The organism is Marilutibacter aestuarii, from assembly GCF_006546775.1.
Classification (GTDB): Bacteria; Pseudomonadota; Gammaproteobacteria; order Xanthomonadales; family Xanthomonadaceae; genus Marilutibacter; species Marilutibacter aestuarii.
In genome coordinates this window covers 18,885-41,111 of record NZ_VICE01000099.1, presented here as the reverse complement: position 1 = coordinate 41,111, position 22,227 = coordinate 18,885, and the positions used below count along the sequence as shown (strand labels likewise).

At 69.9% G+C, this 22,227-nt stretch carries 22 protein-coding genes; 14 read left to right on the top strand and 8 right to left on the bottom strand.

Annotation, left to right across the window (positions count from 1 at the left end; translation table 11 throughout):
• Positions 1 to 133: 133 nt before the first annotated feature.
• Positions 134 to 2,029 carry an HAL/PAL/TAL family ammonia-lyase gene (locus tag FKV25_RS10890; RefSeq protein ID WP_141518830.1) on the top strand — a complete coding sequence of 632 codons (1,896 nt, stop codon included), beginning with the start codon at positions 134 to 136 and terminating at the stop codon, positions 2,027 to 2,029.
• 7 nt (positions 2,030 to 2,036) lie between these two features.
• Here FKV25_RS10890 and FKV25_RS10885 read toward each other — a convergent pair whose 3' ends face one another.
• Positions 2,037 to 3,881: a sensor domain-containing diguanylate cyclase gene (locus FKV25_RS10885; protein WP_141518829.1), complete on the bottom strand. Its 1,845-nt coding sequence runs from the start codon at positions 3,879 to 3,881 to the stop codon at positions 2,037 to 2,039.
• Between the two features lie 184 nt (positions 3,882 to 4,065).
• On the opposite strand from FKV25_RS10885, the gene FKV25_RS10880 reads away from it, so the two are divergent.
• Genes FKV25_RS10880 through FKV25_RS10830 form a run of 11 tightly spaced genes read left to right on the top strand, consistent with a single transcriptional unit; the run spans position 4,066 to position 13,693 of the window.
• Positions 4,066 to 4,389 (top strand): YerC/YecD family TrpR-related protein, encoded by a 324-nt coding sequence (locus tag FKV25_RS10880; RefSeq protein WP_141518828.1) that lies wholly within the window; start codon positions 4,066 to 4,068, stop codon positions 4,387 to 4,389.
• Positions 4,386 to 5,300, top strand: coding sequence for an ATP phosphoribosyltransferase (gene hisG, locus FKV25_RS10875; protein WP_141518827.1), 915 nt, complete (start codon positions 4,386 to 4,388; stop codon positions 5,298 to 5,300). Before FKV25_RS10880 ends, hisG begins: the two co-directional genes overlap by 4 nt.
• Positions 5,297 to 6,595, top strand: a complete 1,299-nt coding sequence (gene hisD / locus FKV25_RS10870; RefSeq protein ID WP_141518826.1) for a histidinol dehydrogenase — start codon at positions 5,297 to 5,299, stop codon at positions 6,593 to 6,595. The genes hisG and hisD overlap by 4 nt, the downstream gene beginning before the upstream one ends.
• Positions 6,592 to 7,677: a histidinol-phosphate transaminase gene (gene hisC / locus FKV25_RS10865; RefSeq protein WP_141518825.1), complete on the top strand. Its 1,086-nt coding sequence runs from the start codon at positions 6,592 to 6,594 to the stop codon at positions 7,675 to 7,677. The genes hisD and hisC overlap by 4 nt, the downstream gene beginning before the upstream one ends.
• Positions 7,674 to 8,759 (top strand): bifunctional histidinol-phosphatase/imidazoleglycerol-phosphate dehydratase HisB, encoded by a 1,086-nt coding sequence (gene hisB, locus FKV25_RS10860; protein WP_141518824.1) that lies wholly within the window; start codon positions 7,674 to 7,676, stop codon positions 8,757 to 8,759. Before hisC ends, hisB begins: the two co-directional genes overlap by 4 nt.
• Positions 8,759 to 9,358: an imidazole glycerol phosphate synthase subunit HisH gene (hisH, locus tag FKV25_RS10855; protein ID WP_211345420.1), complete on the top strand. Its 600-nt coding sequence runs from the start codon at positions 8,759 to 8,761 to the stop codon at positions 9,356 to 9,358. Before hisB ends, hisH begins: the two co-directional genes overlap by 1 nt.
• Positions 9,355 to 10,107 (top strand): 1-(5-phosphoribosyl)-5-[(5-phosphoribosylamino)methylideneamino]imidazole-4-carboxamide isomerase, encoded by a 753-nt coding sequence (gene hisA, locus FKV25_RS10850; RefSeq protein WP_141518823.1) that lies wholly within the window; start codon positions 9,355 to 9,357, stop codon positions 10,105 to 10,107. Before hisH ends, hisA begins: the two co-directional genes overlap by 4 nt.
• Positions 10,101 to 10,877: an imidazole glycerol phosphate synthase subunit HisF gene (gene hisF / locus FKV25_RS10845; protein WP_141518822.1), complete on the top strand. Its 777-nt coding sequence runs from the start codon at positions 10,101 to 10,103 to the stop codon at positions 10,875 to 10,877. The genes hisA and hisF overlap by 7 nt, the downstream gene beginning before the upstream one ends.
• Positions 10,867 to 11,472, top strand: a complete 606-nt coding sequence (hisIE, locus tag FKV25_RS10840) for a bifunctional phosphoribosyl-AMP cyclohydrolase/phosphoribosyl-ATP diphosphatase HisIE (protein WP_141518821.1) — start codon at positions 10,867 to 10,869, stop codon at positions 11,470 to 11,472. The genes hisF and hisIE overlap by 11 nt, the downstream gene beginning before the upstream one ends.
• Before the next feature lie 56 nt (positions 11,473 to 11,528).
• Positions 11,529 to 13,118 (top strand): calcineurin-like phosphoesterase C-terminal domain-containing protein, encoded by a 1,590-nt coding sequence (locus FKV25_RS10835; RefSeq protein WP_246072057.1) that lies wholly within the window; start codon positions 11,529 to 11,531, stop codon positions 13,116 to 13,118.
• The gene (locus FKV25_RS10830; protein WP_141518820.1) at positions 13,115 to 13,693 is read left to right on the top strand and encodes a YdeI/OmpD-associated family protein; all 579 of its coding nucleotides are present in this window, start codon (positions 13,115 to 13,117) and stop codon (positions 13,691 to 13,693) included. Before FKV25_RS10835 ends, FKV25_RS10830 begins: the two co-directional genes overlap by 4 nt.
• Before the next feature lie 32 nt (positions 13,694 to 13,725).
• Here the strand turns inward: FKV25_RS10830 and mtnC are convergent, their stop codons facing one another.
• The 5 genes from mtnC to nhaC all read right to left on the bottom strand — a co-directional run bounded on the left by mtnC (position 13,726) and on the right by nhaC (position 18,577).
• Positions 13,726 to 14,448 carry an acireductone synthase gene (mtnC, locus tag FKV25_RS10825; protein ID WP_141518819.1) on the bottom strand — a complete coding sequence of 241 codons (723 nt, stop codon included), beginning with the start codon at positions 14,446 to 14,448 and terminating at the stop codon, positions 13,726 to 13,728.
• Entirely contained in the window at positions 14,445 to 15,002 is a 558-nt protein-coding gene (locus tag FKV25_RS10820; RefSeq protein WP_141518818.1) for a 1,2-dihydroxy-3-keto-5-methylthiopentene dioxygenase, read from the bottom strand. Before FKV25_RS10820 ends, mtnC begins: the two co-directional genes overlap by 4 nt.
• Positions 14,999 to 15,631, bottom strand: coding sequence for a methylthioribulose 1-phosphate dehydratase (locus FKV25_RS10815; protein WP_141518817.1), 633 nt, complete (start codon positions 15,629 to 15,631; stop codon positions 14,999 to 15,001). Before FKV25_RS10815 ends, FKV25_RS10820 begins: the two co-directional genes overlap by 4 nt.
• 65 nt (positions 15,632 to 15,696) lie before the next feature.
• On the bottom strand, positions 15,697 to 17,052 hold the full coding sequence (locus FKV25_RS10810; RefSeq protein WP_281286227.1) for a sodium-dependent transporter: 1,356 nt from the start codon (positions 17,050 to 17,052) through the stop codon (positions 15,697 to 15,699).
• A gap of 64 nt (positions 17,053 to 17,116) precedes the next feature.
• Positions 17,117 to 18,577, bottom strand: coding sequence for a Na+/H+ antiporter NhaC (gene nhaC, locus FKV25_RS10805; RefSeq protein WP_246072056.1), 1,461 nt, complete (start codon positions 18,575 to 18,577; stop codon positions 17,117 to 17,119).
• A gap of 282 nt (positions 18,578 to 18,859) precedes the next feature.
• Between nhaC and FKV25_RS10800 the strand changes: the two genes are divergently transcribed.
• Positions 18,860 to 19,459 (top strand): NUDIX hydrolase, encoded by a 600-nt coding sequence (locus FKV25_RS10800; RefSeq protein ID WP_141518814.1) that lies wholly within the window; start codon positions 18,860 to 18,862, stop codon positions 19,457 to 19,459.
• Positions 19,460 to 19,522: 63 nt separating this feature from the next.
• On the opposite strand, the gene yeiP is transcribed toward FKV25_RS10800, so the two are convergent.
• The gene (gene yeiP / locus FKV25_RS10795) at positions 19,523 to 20,089 is read right to left on the bottom strand and encodes an elongation factor P-like protein YeiP (protein WP_141518813.1); all 567 of its coding nucleotides are present in this window, start codon (positions 20,087 to 20,089) and stop codon (positions 19,523 to 19,525) included.
• Between the two features lie 100 nt (positions 20,090 to 20,189).
• Entirely contained in the window at positions 20,190 to 20,960 is a 771-nt protein-coding gene (locus tag FKV25_RS10790) for an SDR family NAD(P)-dependent oxidoreductase (protein WP_141518812.1), read from the bottom strand.
• Positions 20,961 to 21,154: 194 nt separating this feature from the next.
• Between FKV25_RS10790 and FKV25_RS10785 the strand changes: the two genes are divergently transcribed.
• Entirely contained in the window at positions 21,155 to 22,219 is a 1,065-nt protein-coding gene (locus FKV25_RS10785) for an acyltransferase family protein (RefSeq protein ID WP_211345418.1), read from the top strand.
• Positions 22,220 to 22,227: the final 8 nt, after the last annotated feature.

Sequence of the window (22,227 nt, the reverse complement as noted above, 5' to 3'; positions counted from 1 at the left end):
GCGCTGCCAGCAGGCGCCGGCGCGGCGGGCTTCCACCGCCGGGCCCGCGTGGCCCGGCGGCCTTCCAAGCAAGCGCGGGCGGTCGATCGCGATCGCCGGCGAGGGTGGCAGTCCACCCAGGAGAACACGCAAGATGAAGCCGATCCTGCTCGATGGCCGCTCGTTGTCCCGGGCCCAACTGGTCGACGTGGCGTATGGCGCGCACGTCGAGCTCTCCGCCGCGCAGTTGCCGGCCGTGGAACGGGCTGCGGCCTTCCTGGCCGAGCAGGTCCGCCGCGAAGAGCCGATCTACGGTGTCTCCACGGGCTTCGGCAGCAACGCCGACCGCCTGCTGGGCGCGCACCGCCTGCGCGAGGCCCTGCCGGGCGAGGCGGCGTCGACGGAGACCCTGCACGAGGAACTGCAGCGCAACCTGATCGTGACCCACGCGGTCTGCGTCGGCGAGCCGTTCGCGCCCGAGATCGTCCGCGCGATGCTCTGCATCCGCATCAACACCCTGATGCGCGGCCACTCGGGCATCCGGGTCGAGACGCTGCAGGCGCTGGTGGCGATGCTCAATGCCGGCGTCGTGCCGGTGGTCCCGCAACTGGGATCGGTCGGCGCGTCGGGCGACCTGGCGCCGCTGTCGCACCTGGCGATCGTCCTGCTCGGGGGCGGTGAGGCCTTCTTCGAGGGCGAGCGCATGGCCGGCGCCGACGCGCTGGCGCGCGCCGGGCTGGCCCCGGTCACGCTCTCGTACAAGGAAGGCCTGGCGCTGAACAACGGCACCGCGCAGATGCTTGCCTGCGGCGTGCTCGCGCTGCACCGGCTGGAGGAACTGCTCGACACCGCCGACCTGGCCGCGGCGATGAGCATCGATGCCTTCGCCGGACGCCTCGGCGCGTTCGCCGAGGAGGTCCATGCGCTGCGGCCGCATCCCGGGCAGGTGCAGGTCGCATCCAACCTGCGGCGCCTGCTCGATGGCTCCACGCTGTCGGACATCCCGTACCACCTGGTGCCGCGCTTCCGTCCCTGGTTTCCCAGCAGCTGGTCCACGCCCGAAGCGCAGGCGCTGCGTTTCGACATCGGCTGGGACTGGGTGCCCCTGGACCAGCGCCACGGCCGCGAGAAGTTCTACACCCGGTTCCGGCCGTTCCGCGGCGGCAAGAAGCACCAGCCCCAGGACAGCTATTCGCTGCGCTGCATCCCGCAGGTGCACGGCGCGGTGCGCGATGCTGCGGCGCAGGCCGCGCGCGTGCTGGAGGTCGAGCTCAACGCCTTGACCGACAACCCGATCGTGTTCCCGGATGCCGAAGCCGAGCACGTCGAGCAGCAGGTGATCTCGGCCGGCCATTTCCACGGCATGCCGCTGGCGCTGGCGATGAGCTACGTCAAGGCCGCGATCCCGGTGCTGGCCAGCATCTCCGAGCGCCGCCTCAACAAGCTCGTGGACCCGGCGACCAACGACGGCCTGCCGGGCTTCCTGATCGGCAACGAGGATGCGACCGAGTCGGGCCACATGATCGTGCAGTACACGGCCGCGGCCATCGTCAACGACCTCTGCAGCCGGGCGATGCCGACCTCGGTCTACTCGATCCCGACCAGTGCCAACGCCGAGGACCACGTGTCGATGGGCGCGAACGAAGCGCGCCACGTGCTGGCCATGGTCGCCGACCTGGGCAAGGTGCTGGGCCTGGAGCTGTACACCGCCGCGCAGGCGCTGGACCTGCGCCGCGACATGATCAATGCCGCGCGCGAGCTGGCGCGCCGGGGCGATGCCGGGGACCTCGCCGCGAAGGTGGCGGGCCTGCCGGCGACCGACGCGGCCGCGCGGGAGGCCTTCCTGCGCGAGGTCGAGGGCCTGCGCGGGGAACTGGCCGGTTCCGAGGAGTTCCGCCCCGGGCGCGCGGTCGCCGCCGCGCACGCGGCGATCCGCGAGTCGATCCCGTTCCTGGAGCGCGACCGCGCGATGGATGGCGAGGTCGCGATGGCCGTGCGACTGGTCGCGGAGGGCACGGTCCTCGCCGCCGCGCGCAGCGTGGACGCCTGACCGCCCCTCAGCCTGGCAGCGCTTCGCCGGCGGTCCTGACGCAGTCGCGGCCGTCGGACTTGGCCCGGTACAGGGCGCGGTCCGCGCGTTCAAGCGCCTGGTCGATGCCTTCGTCATTGGCCAGGTCCACCTCGTGCACGCCGATGCTGGTGGTGATGCGCAGCGGCGTCTCGGCCGAGTCGCAGGCGCTGCCGGCGAGGGCCTGGCGCGCCTTTTCCGCCAGTCCGGTGGCGGCCTCGAGGTCGTGGCCTGGCAGGGCGACGACGAACTCCTCGCCGCCGAAACGCGCCATGACCGCATGCGCGGGACGCAGGGTGCCTGCCAGCACGCGCGCGGCCCAGCGCAGGCAGCTGTCGCCGGCCAGGTGGCCGTGCTCGTCGTTGATCGACTTGAAATGGTCCAGGTCGACCATCAGCAGCGACAGCGGCGCCGCCTGGGCACGGGCCTCCTGCAGCAGGGCAGGGAGGCGTTCGTGGAAGTGGCGGCGCGTGTACAGGCCGGTGAGCGCATCGCGCTGGCTGGATTCGCGCAGGCGGGCATGCGCATCGCCCAGCTGCGACAGCGCGTCCTGCAGCTCGCTCGTGCGCGCCTTCACCTCGTGCATCAACTGCTGCCTGCCGTCGCGGATGATCCGCTCGTTCTCGTTGCGCAGCGAGGCGTAACGGTAGCCCAGCGCGATTGACAGCAGCAGCATCTCCAGCGCCGAACCGATCTGCACGCCGTACTCGGTGACGAAGGTCTTGGGCAGCAGGGCGAAGGCCACCGCGGCGAACATGGCCGTGCCGACCAGGAAGGCGGCCCAGGCGGCGAGGAAGATCCTGGCCGGGGCATAGCCGCGCCGCAGGACGACGATCGCCTCCACCGCCACCCAGCCGGTGCTGATGAACACGCCCGCCGAGGCGATCGGCACCGAGATCCGGTAGGGCAGGAAGGCCGATGCGATGCCCAGCAGGGCGAACGCCGCGATCAGCAGCAGGCCCACGCGGTCGCCGCGTTGCCAGCGGTTTCCCAGGTCGAGGAACTTGCGCGCGAACTGCTGCACGCCCACCTGGGCCAGGCAGATCGACAACGGCACCGACTTGTCGGCCAGCCACGGCGAGTGCGGCCACAGGTACTCGAAGCCCAGGCCGTTGAGCGTGAACAGCACCAGGCCGAAGGCGGTGAGGTGGAAGACGTACCAGAAGTAGCTGGAGTCCTGCGTGGTCAGCCACAGCACCAGGTTGTAGAAGAACAGGGCCAGGAGGATGCCGTAATACAGGCCGATGGCGAACTGGGCATCGCGCGAGGCCTCGGCGAAGGCAGTAGGCGTGTACAGGCTCAGTGGGATCTGCATGGAGCTCTCGCTCTGGATCCTCACGTACACGTCGACCGGTGCACCGGGCGGCAGTTCGAGCCAGAAGTTGGGGTGCCGGTAGCGGATCGCGCGCGACTGGAAGGGGCGGTGGTCGCCACTCGCGGCGGTCATCCAGCGCCCGTCGGGATAGCGGGCATGGATCTCGATCTCGTCGCTCAGCGCGTATTGCTGCACGAGCAGCCAGCGCGTGGTGGGGGAATCGGCGTTGCGCACGCGTGCATGGAACCAGTACGCGCCGGACTGGAACCCAAAGGAGTTCTTGCCCGGCGGCACCGCCGTGAAGCCGTCGGCGCGTTGCAGGCGTTCGACATCGCCGGCGTCGAGGCCGCCCTCGGCATCGTGCAGGTAGCCCAGGTACGGGTTGATGCCGACGACCGCGTCGCCGCCGGACAGCACGAGCGTCTCGCGCGCCTGCGCGGGCAGGGCGGCGCACAGGCCGGCCAGCACGCACAGCAGCGTGCACAGCAGCCCGACGGCCCCGGAAGATGTTCGGCCCATGCCCTGATCCCTGGATGCGTACCTGGTGGTGGACGTGCCCGGCCGTCCCTCCAGGCCATCCCGAGCGCAGTCTACTGCAGGCCCGCGCCGCCGAAAGGCGCTGAACGGGAGCGCTCACGCCGTTATTGACGCGTTGGTACGCTTTGTCTAATGTATTAGCACGTTAATACATTAGAAGCCGCCCATGAAGCGTCGACACACCGATGACGAGGTCGAGGACTCCATCGCCCAGCTGGCGAGGGCCATGCTCGGCCTGCGCACGACCCAGGCCATGCAGGCGTTCCTCGTCGACCTGTGCACCCCCGCCGAGCTGGAGGCGATGACCGACCGCTGGCGGGTCGTCCCGCTCGTCGCCGAGGGCGTGCCGTACCGGGAGATCCACGATCGCACCCTGGTCAGCGTGACCACGATCGGGCGCGTCGCGCGGACCTTCGAGCGCGGTGCTGGCGGCTATGCCGCGGCGCTGGCGGGCAGCCAGCCTGTCGCCAGCCGGGAGTCGGCGGCATGAGCCAGTCCCCGGTACAGGGCGGTCGCGACCGCCTGCGCATCGCCATCCAGAAGTCCGGTCGCCTCGCCGATCCGGCGCGGGCGCTGCTGACCTCGTGTGGCCTGAGCTGGCGTGAGAGTCGCGACCGCCTCTTCTGCTACGGCGAAAGCCTGCCGATCGACCTGCTGCTGGTCCGCGACGACGACATCCCCGGCCTGATCCGCGACGGCGTCTGCGACCTGGGCGTGGTCGGCCGCAACGTCCTCGCGGAACAGGACATCGCCCTGCGGCGCGACCAGGGCGCGTCGGCCTTCCGGGAATGGCGCTCGCTGGGATTCGGCGGCTGCCGCCTGTCGATCGCCATCCCCGAGACCTGGGAATGGAGCGGGGCGGCACAACTGGCAGGCCTGCGCATCGCCACCAGCTACCCCGCCATCCTCGGCGACTGGTTGCGTGAGCAGGGCGTCGACGCGGGCGTCGTGGAATTGTCGGGCTCGGTGGAGATCGCGCCCAAGCTCGGCCAGGCCGACGCGATCTGCGACCTGGTCTCCAGCGGCGCCACGCTCGCGGCCAACCAGCTCAAGCCCACGGTCACCCTGCTCGAGAGCGAGGCGGTGCTGGCGGGACCGGTAAAGCCCTTCGAGGACAGTCGCGCCGCGCTCGCCGAACTGCTGCTGCGCCGCCTCGATGGCGTGCTGCGCATGCGCCACAGCAAGCTGCTCATGTTCCAGGCCTCCCGCGAGGCGGTCCCCGGCCTGCTGCCGTTGCTGCCGGATGCCGAGTCGCCCACCGTCATGCAGATCGACGGCGGCGATGGCCTCGCGCTCCAGGCCCTGTGCCACGGCGCAGTGACCTGGCAACGCCTGGAAGAACTCAAGCGCGCCGGCGCCCGTGGACTGCTGGTCCTGCCGGTGGAGGGCATGCTGGCATGAATCGGGTCGAATGGAGCCGCCTCGATGCCGGCGCGCGCGCGGCGCTGCTGGCACGACCGGCGGAAATGAACGCGCCCGACGTAAGCGAACAGGTCGCGGCGATCCTGGCCGACGTGCGCGAACGCGGCGACCAGGCCGTGCGCGAATACACGCAGCGATTCGACGGCATTGCCCTCGACGATCCCCGCGTCAGCGCCGCCGAGATGGACGAGGCGTCCGCTTCGCTGCCCGACCGCCTTCGCGGCGCGATCGAGGACGCCGCGACGCGCATCGAGGCCTTCCATCGCGCGGGCATGGCGTCGGACTACGCACTCGACACCGCGCCCGGCGTGCGCTGCGAGCGCATGCTGCGTCCGATCGCCCGCGTCGGTCTCTACGTGCCGGCCGGCTCGGCGCCGTTGCCGTCGACGGCCCTCATGCTCGGCATCCCAGCGCGACTGGCGGGCTGCGAGGAAGTCGTGATGTGCACGCCCCCGCGCGCCGACGGACGCGCCGACCCGGCGGTGCTGCACGCCGCGCGCGTGTGCGGCATCGACCGCGTCTACCGTATCGGCGGCGTGCAGGCGATCGCGGCCATGGCCCGCGGGACGGCGAGCGTGCCGGCCTGCGACAAGCTGTTCGGGCCGGGCAACGGCTGGGTGACCGAAGCCAAGCGCCAGGTGTCCTCCGGTGCCGGCGCGGTCGGCATCGACATGCCCGCCGGACCCTCCGAAGTGTTGGTGATCGCCGATGCCGGCGCGAACCCCGCCTTCGTCGCCGCCGACCTGCTGTCGCAGGCCGAGCACGGCCCCGATTCCCAGGTGATCCTGCTCTCGGACGACGACGCGCTGCTGGAGGCCGTCGACGCGCAAGTGCGTTCGCAACTCGAGCGGCTGCCCCGTGCGGCGATCGCGCGCCAGGCGCTGGCCTGTTCCCACCTCGTTCGCGTGGCCTCCCTGGACGAGGCCTTCGGGATCAGCAACCGCTACGCGCCCGAGCACCTCATCCTGGCCTTGCGCGACGCCCGTGGCTGGCTCCCGCGCGTGCGTCGCGCCGGCTCGGTGTTCCTCGGCGACTGGGCCCCGGAAGCGCTGGGCGACTATTGCAGCGGCACCAACCACGTGCTGCCGACCAGCGGCGCGGCGCGCTATTGCAGCGGCGTCAACGTGTCCAGCTTCCAGGTGGCGATCACCGTGCAGGAAGTCTCGGCCCAGGGCCTGGCCCAGGTGGGCCCGTGCGCAGCCGAGCTGGCCTCGGCCGAGGGGCTGGAGGCGCATCGCCGTGCGGTCACCCTGCGCCTGGAGGCCGTCGCATGAGCGTGATGGACCTGGTGCGCGAGGACCTGCGCGACTTCGCCGGCTACCAGTCGGCACGCAAGATGCGCATCACCGGCGATGTCTGGCTGAACGCCAACGAGTCGGCGTGGGAGAACGCGGGTGTTGGCGATGCCACCCTGCGCCGCTATCCGGAGCCGCAGCCGCCCGGCCTGCGCGAGGCGCTGGCCGGCCTGTATGGCTGTGCGCCGGAGCGCCTGCTCGCCGGCCGCGGCAGCGACGAGGCCATCGACCTGCTGGTCCGCGCCCTGTGCCGGCCCGGCGGCGATGCCGTCGTGGTCACGCCGCCGACCTTCGGCATGTACGCCGTCTGTGCGCGCCTCCACGGCGTGCCGGTCGTGGAGGCGCCGCTGGTCGACGACGGACAGGGCTTCGCCTGCGATTTCGATCGCGTGGGGACGGCCTGTCGTGAATCGCGCGCGCGCCTGGTGTTCCTCTGTTCGCCGGGCAACCCGGTGGGCGCGTCGCTCCCGCTGGCGCGCATCGCCACCCTGGCCGCGCGCCTGCGCGACCAGGCCGTGGTGGTCGTCGACGAAGCCTACGTCGAGTTCTCCGGCCAGGCATCCGCCATTGGACTGATCGATGAGCACGACAACGTCGCCGTGTTGCGCACGCTGTCGAAGGCGCATGCGCTTGCCGCCGCGCGCATCGGCGTGGTCGTGGCGGACGCCGCGCTCATCGAGGTCCTGCAGCGCTGCCAGTCGCCGTACCCGATCGCCACGCCCTGCGCCCGCGCAGCGCTCGAGGCGCTGGCGGACGACGCGCGCAGCGCCACCTCGGCCCGGGTCGACGCCGTGGTCGCCGAGCGCGGTCGACTGGCCGACGCCTTGCGGGACTTGCCGGGGGTGCGCGCGGTCTACCGGTCCGACGGCAATTTCCTGCTGGTGCGCCTGGTCGATGCCGAGCGTGCCTACCGCAGCCTGCTCGATGCCGGCGTCGTCGTGCGCGACGTCCGCGCGCAGGCGCGGTTGGGCGATGCGCTGCGCATCAGCATCGGCACCCCGGCGCAGAACGACCGCGTGCTCGCAGTGCTCGCCGCGCTCGACGTCGAGGTGGACGCATGAGCGGCTTGAAGGCGCCGGTATTGTTCGTCGATCGCGACGGCACCCTGATCGAGGAGCCGGCCGACCACCAGATCGACCGCTTCGAGAAGCTGCGCTTCGTCCAGGGCGTCGTGCCGGCCATGCTCCGCCTGCGCGACGCCGGCTATCGCTTCGTCATGGTCACCAACCAGGACGGGCTCGGCACCGACGCCTATCCGCAGGCCGATTTCGACGGACCGCACGGATTGATGATGCAGGTGTTCGAGAGCCAGGGCATCCGCTTCGAGGAGGTGCTGGTCGATCGCAGCTTTCCCGCGGACAACGCCCCCACGCGCAAGCCGGCGATCGGCCTGGCGATGCATTACCTCAAGGACCGGTCGATCGACTGGGATCGCTCGGCGATGGTCGGCGACCGCGAGACCGACAACGCCTTCGCGCGCAACATGGGCATCCGTGCCTTCCAGCTGCGCACGCAGGAGTTCGGCGGCGAGTGGGACTGGCCGGGCATCGCCCATGCCCTGGCCGACGCGCCGCGCACTGCCCGCGTTCGTCGCGACACGCGCGAGACCCGCATCGAGGTGGAGGTCGACCTCGACCAGGTCGCCGAGCCCCGAGTCAAGACAGGTATCGGCTTCTTCGACCACATGCTCGAGCAGATCGGCAAGCATGGCGGCTTCGCCCTGCGCGTCGAGTGCGAGGGCGACCTGCACATCGACGAACACCACACCGTCGAGGACTGCGCCCTCGCCCTGGGCCAGGCGCTGCGCGAGGCGCTGGGCGACAAGCGCGGGATCGGTCGCTACGGCTTCACCCTGCCGATGGACGAAACCCTGGCCAGCGCGGCGCTGGACTTTTCGGGTCGGCCGTACTTCGTGTTCGAGGGCCGCTTCGGCAGCGAACGCGTCGGCGCGCTTTCGGTGCAGATGGTGCCGCACTTCTTCCGTTCGCTGTGCGAGACCGCGGGGCTGAACCTCAACCTGCAGGTACGCGGCGACAACGACCACCACAAGGTCGAGGCCTGCTTCAAGGTGGTGGCGCGCGCGTTGCGCCAGGCGATCCGCCGGGAAGGCAGCGAGCTGCCCAGCACCAAGGGCGTGCTCTGATGCGCGTGGTCCTGATCGATTCCGGTGGCGCCAACATCGGCTCGGTGCTGTACGCACTCGAGCGGCTCGGCGTGGACGCGGCCCTGAGCGCGGAGGCGGAGACCATCCTTGCCGCCGACAAGGTCATCCTGCCCGGCGTCGGTGCGGCCGGTGCGGCGATGGCACGACTGCGCGCGCACGGCCTGGTCGAGGTGGTGCGATCCCTGCCCCAACCCTTGCTGGGGATCTGCCTGGGCATGCAATTGCTCTATGAGTCTTCGGAGGAGGGCGATGTCGAATGCCTGGGCCGGATCCCGGGCCGCGTGCGCCGCATGGAAGGCGGGGAGGGCCTGCGGATCCCGCACATGGGCTGGAACACACTGGACATCGCCCGCGCTTCGCCGCTGCTCCAGGGCGTGGCGCCCGGTCAACACGCTTACTTCGTGCATGGCTTCGCGGCGCCGGTGGGGCCAGACAGCCTGGCGACGAGCACCCACGGCCAGCCGTTCACGGCGGTGGCCGGGCGGGGCAGCTGTTTCGGCGCCCAGTTCCACCCCGAACGTTCGGCGGGCGTCGGCGCGAGGATCCTCGAGAATTTCATCGCCCTGGAGGCGACATGAGTGCGTTCACCGTATTGCCCGCGATCGACGTGCGGGAAGGTCGCGTGGTGCGCCTGCACCAGGGCGATTACGCCCGCGAGACCCGCTATCCCGTCGAGCCCCTCGCGGCCGCCAGGCGGTATGCCGAGGCGGGCGCGCAATGGCTGCACCTGGTCGACCTGGACGCGGCGCGCGCGGGCGGCTACGGACTGGCCGCGCTGGTGGAATCGATCAAGGCCTGCACCCCGCTCAAGGTGCAGACCGGGGGCGGAGTGCGGCGTGCCGCCGACGTGCAGGCGATCCTGGATGCCGGTGCCGACCGCGTCGTGGTCGGTTCGCTGGCGGTGCGCGAGCCCCAACGCGTCATCGAGTGGGCCACCGCGCATGGCGCCGAACGCCTGACCGTGGCCCTGGATACGCGTCGCGATGCCGACGGCCAGTGGCGCCTGCCCGTTGCCGGCTGGACCGAGCGCAGCGAGCTGACCCTGGCCGAACTGCTGGGCATCTACTCCACCGCCGGCATCCGCCACCTGCTGTGCACCGACATCGACCGCGACGGCACCCTGGCCGGACCCAACCTGTCGCTGTACCGCGAGGTGCTCGCGCTGGCGCCACGCCTGCGCCTGCAGGCGTCCGGCGGCATCCGCGACGTCGCCGACATCCAGGCCGCGTGCGAGGCCGGTTGCGCCGGCGCGGTACTGGGCAAGGCGCTGCTCGAGGGCCGCTTCGAGCTTGCGGACGCGCTCGCGCTGGAAGTCCCCGCATGCTGAGCCGTCGCATCATCCCCTGCCTGGACGTGCGCGATGGCCGGGTCGTCAAGGGCATCCGTTTCCGCGACCACGTGGACATGGGCGACATCGTCGAGCTGGCGCTGCGCTATCGCGACGAGGGCGCCGACGAGCTGGTCTTCTACGACATCACCGCCAGCCCCGAAGGACGTTGCGTGGGCCGCGACTGGGTCGAACGGGTGGCGCGTGCGATCGACATCCCGTTCTGCGTGGCGGGTGGCATCCGCAGCGTTGGCGATGCACGCACCGTGCTGCATGCCGGGGCGGACAAGATATCGGTCAACACGCCTGCGCTGGAGCGGCCCGGACTGCTGGGCGAGCTCGCGGCGGAGTTCGGCATCCAGTGCGTGGTGGTCGGCGTCGACAGCCTGCGCGACGAGGATGGCGAGTGGCGCGTGCGCCAGTACACCGGCGACCCGGCGCGCACCCGGGCACTGGCGCGGCGCACGCTCGACTGGATCGTCGAAGCGCAGGAACGCGGTGCCGGTGAAATCGTGCTCAACTGCATGGGCAGCGACGGCGTCCGCCAGGGCTACGACATCGAACAGTTGCTGCAGGCGCGCCGACTGTGCCGCGTGCCGCTGGTCGCGTCGGGTGGCGCGGGTACGGTCGGGCACTTCGTCGAGGCCTTCGACGAGGCCGACGTGGACGGCGCGCTCGCGGCCAGTGTCTTCCATACCGGCGCCATCGCCATCCCGGCATTGAAGCGCGAACTCAAACGCAACGGCATCGAGGTGCGGCATGTTGACTGAATCCAGGGCGCTCGACTGGGACAAGCAGGCCGGCTTGCTGCCGGTCGTGGTGCAGGACGCGACCACGCTCCGCGTCCTGATGGTCGGGTACATGGACCGCGAAGCGCTGGCGGCGACGCTCGAGAGCCGCCGCGTGACCTTCTACAGCCGTACGCGCAAGCGCTTGTGGATGAAGGGCGAGCAGTCCGGCAATACCCTGGACCTGGTGTCGCTGGAAGCCGATTGCGACAACGACACGCTGCTGGCCCTGGTCAATCCGCGTGGCCCGACCTGCCACCTGGGCACGCGCAGCTGTTTCAGGCAGGCCCCGGGCGACTTCCTCGGCGAGCTCGGCCAGGTCGTGGCCCAGCGCCAGCAGGACCGTCCCGAGGCCAGCTACACCACGCGCCTGTTCGACGCCGGGACGCGTTCGATCGCGCAGAAGGTCGGCGAAGAAGCAGTGGAGACCGCGCTGGCCGCGGTGGCCCAGGACGAGGCGGCGCTGTGCAACGAATCGGCCGACCTGCTCTACCACCTGCTGGTGCTGCTGCGCGCGCGCGGGCTCTCGCTCGACGACGTGGTCGACGTGCTCAAGCAACGCCACCAGATCCGTTGAGCGACACCGGCCGGGCACGGGCATAATCGCCGGGTCTATCCGACCGGGACGCATGGATGTCTGCTTCGTTCGCATTGCCGTTCGTGCTTGCCGCCTTGCTGGCAATGCCGGGCCAGGTTCGGGCCGCGCCCGCGTGCCCCGGCGGCGTCGTGTATCAAGACGACGATCGCGATGGCCGCCATGACCCGGGCGAGCCGGGCGTCGCCGGCGTGCGCGTGTCCGACGGCGTGGACATCGTGGAGACCGGCGACGATGGGCGCTACCGGTTGGCGGCCCGGGCCGATCGTCCGCGCTTCATCGTCAAGCCGCCCGGGTACCGGGTCCCCGACGCCGCGAACGGTCTGCCGGACTTCTGGCGGGCGCCTGACGCGATGGGCGCCGGTTGCGGCGACTTCGCCCTCTGGAGCGACGACGCCCGGCGGGGCGACGCGTCGTTCGCGATCCGCATCATCGCCGATCCCCAACCCAAGTCGGCGGTCGACGTCGATTACTATGCGCGCGATATCGTCGAGCCGATCCTCGCCGCGAGCGGGACAGGCGACGCGGTTGCCGACCTCGGCCTGAGCCTGGGCGACATCGTCAACGACGACCTGTCGCTGTACCCGGCGATGATCGCCCAGACCGCGCGCCTGGGCGTGCCCTGGCTGCACGTGGCGGGCAACCACGACCTCGATGCGGGTGCGGTCGACGACGCCGCCTCGCTGGCGACCTTCCGCCACCACTTCGGTCCCGACACCTTCGCCTGGGAGACGCCGCAGGCGAGCTTCCTGCTCTTTGACGACGTGGTGCACATGCCCGGGGGCTCGCCTTCGTATGTCGGCGGCCTGCGCGAGGACCAGTTCCGCTTCATCGAAGCCTACCTGGCGACCGCGCGACGCGACCGCCTGCTCGTGCTCGGGGTTCACATCCCGTTCTTCGATACGGGCAAGGGGCGGGAGAGCTTCCGGCACGAGGATCGCGAGCGGCTGTTCCGCCTGCTCGAACCCTTTCCCCGCGTGCTGCTGCTGAGCGGGCATGGCCACGTGCAGCAGCATGCCTGGCACGGGCCCTCGACCGGATGGCACGGGCGGCAGCCGCTCCACGAATACAACGTCGGCGCCGCCTGTGGCGCATTCTGGTCCGGCGTCGCCGATGCCGAAGGGATTCCGGATGCGACGATGAGCGACGGGACCCCGAACGGTCACGCGCGCATGGACGTCGATGCGCGCGGCGACTACCGGCTGGCCTGGCTGCCCGCGCGCGATGCGAGCGGCGAGCAGGCCGGCATGTCGCTGCACGCACCACGCGTGTTGCGGCGTGGCGCCTGGCCGGGTTTCGCGGTGTATGCCAACGTCTACATGGGCGATGCCGACAGCCGCGTCGAATACCGTATCGACGCCGGCGAATGGAAGCCGATGGCGCGGGTCGTGCAGGCCGATCCCCGGGTGCTGGCCACCAACCTCGCCGACGATGCCGCCGAAGCGCTGCGTGCCTACGACCGTGCGCCGGAAGCCAAGCCGTCCCAGCACCTGTGGCGGGGCAGCCTGCCGACCGACCTCGCCACCGGCGAGCACCGGATCGAGGTCCGGACCCATGACCGCTGGCGCGGCGAGCTGCGGGCCGCGACGGCCTATACGCTGGTCGAACGCGAGGCGGGCGTCGAATGAGCGCGCTGCCCACCGAGCTGCCGGTCAGGCGCTTCGCCACGGAAGCGGCGTGGGAGCGTTGGCTGGAAACGCACGAAGGCTCGCCCGGAATCTGGTTGAAGATCGCCAAGAAGGATGGCGGCGCCCGCAGCATCAGCTATGCCCAGGCCCTGGACGTCGCACTCTGCCATGGCTGGATCGACGGCCTGAAGCGGGGACTCGACGCACAGTTCTTCCTGCAGCGCTTCACCCCGCGACGTCCGCGGAGCCTGTGGTCGAAGGTCAACGTGGCCAAGGCCGAAGCCTTGGTCGCCGCCGGTCGCATGCGCCCCGGCGGCCAGCGCGAAGTCGACGCCGCCAGACTGGACGGGCGCTGGGACGCCGCCTACGCGTCGTCCAGTCGCATGGAGGTGCCCGAAGCGCTGGCGGAGGCCCTGGCCCGCAATGCGAAGGCGCGGGCATTCTTCGAGACGCTGGACCGGGCGAACCGCTATGCCTTCTGCTGGCGCGTGCATACCGCGAAGAAGCCGGAAACCCGGCGGGCGCGCGCGGAGAAATTCGTGGCGATGATGGCCCGGGGCGAGACGCTGCACTGAGACAGCGTCGGGACGCCCCGCGGCGAGGGGCGTCAGGCGAGCGTGAGCGCGTCGAAACGTTCGACCCGGGCGTGGCCATGCGTGGCCTCGCCCGTACGCGGACTGGGATAGTCCTCCAGGCGATCGACCAGTACCGTGCCGAGCCCCGCTTCACGGGCGGCGTCGAGCTCGGCGACGACGTCCGACAGGAACAGCACGTCCGCGGCCGGCAGGCCCATGGTCTCGACGATGCGCCGGTAGCTGTCCGCTTCGCGCTTGCCGCCGATCTCGGTGTCGAACCAGCCCGAGAACATCGCGGTCATGTCGCCCGCATCGCTGTGCCCGAAGAACAGGCGCTGGGCCGGCACGCTGCCGGAAGAGTAGACGTACAGCGGGATCCCCTCGGCATGCCAGCGCTTGAGCGATCCGGCGGCGTCGGGATAGATGTGCGCGGTGAAGTCCGCGCTGCGGTAGCCGTCGGCCCAGATCATGCCCTGGAGCGCCTTGAGCGCGGTGTGCTTGCGGTCCTGGTCGATCCAGCCCTGGAGCACCTCCGAGACCATGCGGTCGCTGCACATGCCCCCGTTCTCGGTGGCCACCGCGTCGAGCCACTTGCGGACCGCCGGTTCCTGCCCGCGGGTCTGCACGAAGGCGGGAAGGGCACGGCGCGCATACGGGAACAGCACGTCCTTGACGAAGGAGATGCTGCTGGTGGTGCCCTCGATGTCGGTCAGGATGGCCTTCGGCCTGGCGGGTCCGCCGCTGGCGGCGCTCACAGGGCCTGGCCCTTCTCGTAGCGGGGGAATCGCTGGGCGATGTCGGTGCCCGTGAAGTGGCCCACCCAGCCATCGGGCTCGGTGAAGAAGCGGATGGCCACGAAGCTGGGCGAGGGCCCCATGTCGAACCAGTGCGTGGTGCCGTCGGGCACCGCGATCAGGTCGCCGGCCTCGCAGAGGATTTCGTAGACCGCGTCGTCGACGTGCAGGGTGAACAGGCCCGAGCCGGCGACGAAGAAACGTACCTCGTCTTCCTTGTGGAAGTGCTCGTCCAGGAACTTGGCGCGCATCGCCTCGCGCTCCGGGTGGTCGGGCGCGATGCTGACGACGTCGACCGAGCGGAAGCCGCGTTCGGCGACCAGCCGGTCGATGTCGCCGCGATAGGCTTCCATGATCGCTTCGGGGCTGTCGCCGGGGGCGACGGGCTGCCGGGCTTCCCAGCGCTCGAAGGCCACGCCGATGCGCGACAGCTCGGTGGCCATTCGCGCCGGGTCGTCGGTCGACAGTCGCGGGGTGGCGGGATCGGCGTCGCCGAAGATGCGCAGGCGGCTCATTTCAGTTTCCTCGTTTCGAGTTCGCAGGCGAGCAGGAATTCGAACGCCTCCAGGTGGCGCCGGGCCTCGGCCATGTCGCGGCCCCAGGCGTACAGCCCATGCCCGTCGATCAGATAGCCCCACATGCACTGGGCATCCAGGAGGGCATCGACCTGGGCCGCGAGCACGGTCATGTCCTGGCTGTTGGGCAGGACCGGCAGTTCGATGGCCATTTCATGGGTGCTGTTGCCGGCGAAGGCCTTGAGCAGCTCGTAGCCCTCCAGGTGGACATGGCCGGCGCCGGCGTACAGGCGCGAGGCGACGGTCTGCACCAGCGAATGGGTATGCAGCACGCAGCCGACCTCGCCGAAGCGCTGGTACAGGCGCGTGTGCAGCAGGGTCTCGGCCGATGACCGGCGGTCGGTCGCGACCGGTCGGCCCTCGAGGTCGACGACCATGATGCCGTCCTCGGTCAGGCGGCCCTTGTCGCCGCCCGAGACGGTGATGGCGGCGTGCCGTTCGTCCATCCGCATCGAGAAGTTGCTGCTCGTGGCCGGGGTCCAGCCCCGCGCGGCGAGCTCGCGGATGTTGACGATGAGTTCGCCCGCGCAATGGGACAGGCGTTCGGGGTCGTAGGGGAGTGCGCTCATGCCCCAAGTTTAGGCGTTGTTGGCCCCCCGGGAGTAGGCCAACAACGCAAATGCGGCGAAGTCGTTCAGTCGAGGATGAACGGACTGATCAGCACCGCCAGCACCAGCAGCGGCGCGACGACGCGGACCACCCAGCGCCACAGGGCCAGCACGCCCGGCGACAGGGTGTCGAGTTCGTCCTTGAGCAGGCTCTTCTTGACCACCCAGCCGGCGAACAGCGCAATCAGCAGGCCGCCCAGCGGCAACATCAGGTTGTTCGAGACGAACTCGATCATGTCCATGACGTTCTTGTTGCTGATCACGCCCATGCCCTCCGGCACGCGGACGCTGGACCAGATGTTGAACGAGAACACCGTGGCCAGGCCGACGATCCAGCAGATGCCCGCGATCAGCAGCGCAGCCTTGCGTCGGGCCATGCCGACGCGCTCGACGAGGTAGGCGGTGGCCGGCTCCATCAGCGAGATGGAGGAGGTCCAGGCCGCGACCGACAGCAGGGCGAAGAACAGCAGGCCGTACGCGATGCCGAAGGGCATGGCGTTGAAGGCATGCGGCAGCGAGGTGAAGATCAGGCCGGGGCCGCCGCCCTGGGGGTCGATGCCGAAGGAGATGACGATCGGGAATATCGCCAGGCCGGCCAGCAGCGCCACGCCGGTGTCGGCCAGGGCCACGGTCACGCCGACCTGGGGGATGGACACGCCCTTGGGCAGGTAGGCGCCGTAGGTCATCATCGTGCACATGCCCAGGCTCAGGGTGAAGAAGGCCTGGCCCATCGCATCGATGAAGGTGCGGCCGCTGATCTGGGACCAGTCGGGTTTGAACAGGAAGGCCGCGGCCTCGCCCAGGTGGCCGGTGGTGATGCCGTAGATGACCAGGGTCAGCAGCAGGATGAACAGTGCCGGCATCAGGAAGCGGACGGCGCGCTCCAGGCCCTTCTCCACGCCCAGCGCGACCACCGCCACGGTCAGCACCATGAACACCGCGTGCCACGCGGAGAGCTCCAGCGGGTTGCCCAGCAGGCCGCTGAAGGTGGCGCCGGGGTCCGTGATCGGGGCCGCGCCGAACAACTGCGAGAAGTACAGCCAGCTGTAATGCAGCGTCCAGCCGGCGACCACGCTGTAGAAGCTCAGGATGAGCACGCCGGCGACCATGCCGATCCAGCCGATGCTGATCCAGCCCTTCGAGGCGCCGAGGTCCCGGACCAGGTCGGTCAGGGCGTTGACCGGGCTGCGGCGGCCGTGGCGGCCCAGCAGCACTTCCGACATCAGGATCGGCAGGCCGACCAGGGCGATGCAGGCCAGGTACACGAGCACGAAGGCGCCGCCACCGTTGTCGGAGGCCATGTACGGGAACCGCCAGATGTTGCCCAGGCCCACGGCCGACCCGGTGGCCGCGAGGATGAATGCCATGCGGGAGGACCACATGCCGTGGATCGAAGTCTTTTCCATATGCAGTGTCGGTATTCGGTTCGGGCCGTGAGGCGGTGGGTCAGGGGTGGGTCACGATGTTCGGCGTGGGCGTGGTGCGCAGGATCTTGAAGCCCGCGTAGGCCAGCAACGCCGCCACGATCGGATTGATGAGGTTGAAGAACGCGAAGGGCAGGTAATCCAGTGTGGCGACGCCGAGCGTGGCGGCCATGTAGGCGCCGCAGGTGTTCCATGGCACCAGCGGCGAGGTGATCGTGCCGGCGTCCTCGAGCGCGCGCGACAGGTTGACCGGGGCCAGGCCGCGGCGCTCGTACTCGGGACGGTACAGGCGCCCGGTGAGCACGATCGACATGTACTGGTCGGCGGCGACGGCGTTGGCGCCGATGGCGGTGGCCAGGGTGGCGGTGATCAGCGCGCCGGTCGACCTGGCGGCCTTGAGCACGCTGCGGACCATGCGCTCCAGCAAGCCCGTCTTCTCCATGATCGCGCCGAAGCCCATCGCGCAGAAGATCAGCCAGATCGTGTTGAGCATGCTGCTCATGCCACCGCGACTGAGCAGTTCGTCCACCGCCGCGTTGCCGGTGTCGGCCTTGTAGCCGTCCGCCAGCGCGCTCCAGACGCCGGTCATCAGCGCCATCGGCTGCGACAGGCCCTCCTTGCCGGCCAGCTTGACCACCAGCTCGGGCTGGAAGAGCACGGCGAACACGCCGCCGAGCAGCGCCCCGATCATGATGGTGGGGTAGGCGGGGAACTTGAGCATGGCCAGCACGAACACCACCAGCAGCGGGATCAGCAGGTGCAGGCCCAGGTTGAACTGGCCGCCGAGGATGGCCGGCAGGTCGCCGAAGCCGCCCTCGGTGCCCGGTGCGGGCGTGCTGCCCAGGCCCACGGCGGTGAACAGGAGCAGGGCCAGCACGATGCTGGGACCGGTGGTCCAGACCATGTGGCGGATGTGGGCGAACAGCTCGCTGCCCGCGGCGGCGGGCGCGATGTTGGTCGTGTCCGACAGGGGCGACATCTTGTCGCCGAAGTAGGCGCCGGAGATGACCGCGCCGGCGGTGATCGCGGGCGACATGTGCAGGCCGCTGGCGACGCCGATCAGGGCCACGCCCAGCGTGCCCGCGACCGTCCACGAACTGCCGATCGCCAGGGCGACGATGGCGCAGATCAGGCAGGCGGCGGGATAGAAGAAGGAGGGGTGCAGCAACTTGAGGCCGTACACGATCAGGGTCGGGACGGTGCCGCTGAGGATCCAGGTGCCGATCAGTGCGCCTACGGCGAGCAGTATGAAGATCGGCACGATCGCCAGCGAGATGCCATGGACCAGGCTCTCCTGCATTTCGCCCCAGCCAAGACCGTTGCGCAGCCCGACCAGGGCGGCGATGCCGGCGGCGAGCATGAGCGAGACCTGGTTGGCGCCATAGGACGCGTCGGCGCCGTAGACATGCACGGCCCAGGCCAGCAGCGCGGCGAGGAAGAACAGGGGCAGGAACGCCTGTAACAGGCTGGGCGGCCGGGTCATGGACGTCATGCGCGGGCGGCCGTGGCGTTGCGGCGCAGTCGACCAGCGCCCCTGGCGCGGGCGTCCACGGCATGGACGTAGGCGGCCGGACGGCCCCGTGCATCTGCGTTGTTCGGCATCCGGTTCCCCAAGGAAGAATCACGCCCGCGTGGCGTCGATCGCACGCACGGCGAGTCGTGCGGCGGGCCACCATAACCCAGTGAAGAAATAGTGGGCAAGGGAGGGCGCAGCATGCGGGATTTGCGCATACTCCACTGCGTTTCCCCCGTGCTCCAGAACGCAATGGCAGACCAATCCCCCCCTTGGCCGACCGCGACGCCGCCGCTGGCATCGCAGGATCCGGCGGCCGTTTTCGCCGAGTACGCCCGTCGCTGGCCGGATGAACAGGCGGTGGCGACGCAGTTCGCCGGGCTCCTCGGCGACTCCGCGGACCCCTTCGTGCGCGCCCGGCTCGCCGGCCATTTCACCGGTTCGGCCTGGTTGGTGGACGCGAGCGGCGAACGGGTACTGCTGACCCACCATCGCAAGCTCGGGCGCTGGCTGCAGCTGGGCGGCCACGCGGACGGCGATCGCGACCTCGCCCGCGTCGCCCTGCGCGAAGCCCAGGAGGAGTCCGGCCTCGCCGGCCTGGTGGTGGAGGAGGCGCCGTTCGACCTCGACCGTCACTGGATCCCCGCGCGCGGCGACGTGCCGGGGCATTGGCATTACGACGTGCGCTACGTGGTGAGGACCACGAACGACGAAAGGTTCGTCGTCAGCGACGAGTCATTGGCGTTGGCGTGGCGCGACATCCAGGCGATCGCGAGCGACGCGTCGTCGGATGCGTCGATGGCGCGGATGGCGGGCAAATGGCTGGCGCGCATGCGGGCAAGCGCACGCTAGCGAGGCGGTGCGATGGTGGCGCCGATGGGGGTGGGGCTTGCCGCCGCACCCCCTGCGACACGGTCAGTCGGCGCGGCCGGAAAACTCGCCGGTCGTGGTGTTCACCTGCACGCGCTCGCCGTTGCTGATGTACTCGGGCACCATGATTTCCAGGCCGGTGGACAGGCGCGCGGGCTTGGGCCGCTTCGTCGCGGTCCCGCCCTTGAGCTCGGGCGGCGTGTCCACGACCTCCATCACCACGGTCTGCGGCAACTGCAGGCCGACCGGCGCGTCGTCGATCAGCTGGACGTAGCAGCCGGCCAGGTCCTGGACGATGTAGCCCGCGTCGTCGCCGACCACGTTCGCATCGAGCATGTAGGGGCTGTAGTCCTCGTCGTCGAGGAACACGAAGGCATCGCCGTCCCGGTACGAATAGGTGGCCTGCCGGCGGCTCAGCTCGACTTCCTTGAGGTCGTCGTCGGCATCGAAACTGGCATCGGTCTTGTTGCCACCCGGCACGCTGTACATGGTGAAGCGGAAGCGCACGTTGCCCCCGCGTCCCTGCGGCGAGCTGCGCTCGATGTCGCGGATCTGGTACACGCCGTTGTTGTGCTCGACGACGTTGCCCTTCTTGATATCGCTGGCTTTCATGTTGGTTGGAAATGGGGAATGGGGAATGGGGAATGGGGAATGGGGAATGGGGAATGGAGCAGGGGCCTTGAACCATTCCCCTTTCTCCATTCTCCATTCCCTATTTCGGCGCCAACCGCGTCGCGCCGTCCAGGCGGATGGTCTCGCCGTTGAGGTAGGTGTTGCCGAGGATGTAGGCGACCAGGTCGGCGAACTCCTTCGGTTGGCCCAGGCGGGAGGGGAAGGGGATCGAGGCGGCGAGCGACTCCTGCACCGAGTCGGGCATGCCGTCGACCATCGGGGTCCAGAACACGCCCGGGGCGATGGTCATGACGCGGATGCCGAAGCGGGCCAGTTCGCGCGCCATCGGCAGGGTCATGCCGACCACGCCGCCCTTGGAGGCGGAGTAGGCCGCCTGGCCGATCTGGCCCTCGTACGCCGCGACCGAGGCCGTGTTCACGATCACGCCGCGCTCGCCGTCGGTGCCGGCGTCGTTGTGCTGCATCAGGTGGGCGGCGGCCTTGGCCACGTTGAAGCTGCCCACCAGGTTGACCATCACGGTGGCCTGGAAGTTGCCTAGCGGCATCGGCGCCTCGCGGCCGAGGACGCGGCCGGCACCCAGGATGCCGGCGCAGTTGACCACGGTGTTCAGCCCGCCGAGGAAATCGCGCGCCGCGGCGACGTTCGTGGCCACGCCATCCTCGGAGGTGACGTCGGTCTTGAAGTAGCGTGCGTTCGCCTCGCCGAGCGCGGCCACGGCCGCGGCCCCTTTTTCGTCGTTGACGTCGAACAGGGCGACCTTGCCGCCGTGGGCGACCAGGTGCTCGGCGACAGCGAGGCCGAGGCCGGACACGCCGCCGGTGATGATGGCGAGGGAGGAGGCAAGCTGCATGACGATGGTTTCCACGCGGATGAGCCGACCATTCTAAGGCCCACGGGGACCCGCCGGGAGCCCCGGGCGGCCCCGGTGCCCGCCGGTGGCCCGGTGTCCGCGCGGGTTGCGTTTGTCATTCGTGAGTCCGGAGCCGAGGGTCATCGTCGACCGTGGGGGAACAAAGCCTTGCCCAAGCGCGTCCCGCGCTGCGCGTGAACGAGATCGACCTGCTGCGCTTCGTCGCGGCCATGGCCGTGGTGTTCTACCACTACGCCTTCCGGGGCTTTGCCGGTGGCGACCGCACGACCCTGGCCTACCCCTTGCTGGAGTCGATCGCCAAGTACGGTTTCATGGGCGTCGAGCTGTTCTTCATGATCAGCGGCTTCGTGATCCTGATGACGGCCGCCAATGGCAGCCTGAGGAAATTCGTGGTGTCCCGGATCGCCCGTCTCTACCCGGCGTTCTGGGTCTGCTGTTCACTGACCTTCCTTGCGATCCTGCTGATCGGCGCGCCGCACTTCTCGGCGACCTTCGTGCAGTACCTGGTCAACATGACGATGTTGAACGGTTTCGTGCGCGTGGCATCCATCGACGGCGTCTACTGGTCGCTCTTCGTGGAGATCCAGTTCTACGCGATGGTCTCGCTGGTGTTGATGCTCGGGCTGATCGGCCGGGTCCAGGCCCTGCTGCTGGGATGGCTGGCGGCGACGATCGTGCTGGCGTTCCTGCCGATGCCCCTGCCGATGCTGCGCTTGCTGCTGATCGCCGACTACGCACCGTATTTCATCGCCGGCGCCGTGTGCTACCTGGTCTGGTCCTCGGGCGCGAGCGCGGCGCGCTGGGGCATGCTGGCCGCGTGCCTGGGCATGGCCCTGCGCGACGCGCTCGGCGGCCTGCCGCTGTTCGAGCAGCGCTACGACACCCGGATGAACCGTGGCGCCGTGGTGGCGATCATCATGTCCTACTTCGCGGTGATGGCCATGGTCGCACTGCGCTGGACCGGTCCCCTGGCGAGGCGGCGCTGGTTGCTCGCGGGAGCCTTGACCTATCCGCTCTACCTGCTGCACCAGAACATTGGCTACATGATCTTCAACCTGGCCGGGCCCGTGCTCGACCCGCACCTGTTGTTCTGGGGCACCCTGTCCCTGATGCTGTTGGCGTCCTGGCTCGTCCATGTACACGTCGAGCGCCGCCTGTCCGGCCCACTCATGCATGCGTGCGACGAGGTCGTAGGCGAGGGCCTGGACGTGCTCGGCAGCATGCGGCGCAGACGATGAGGTCCACG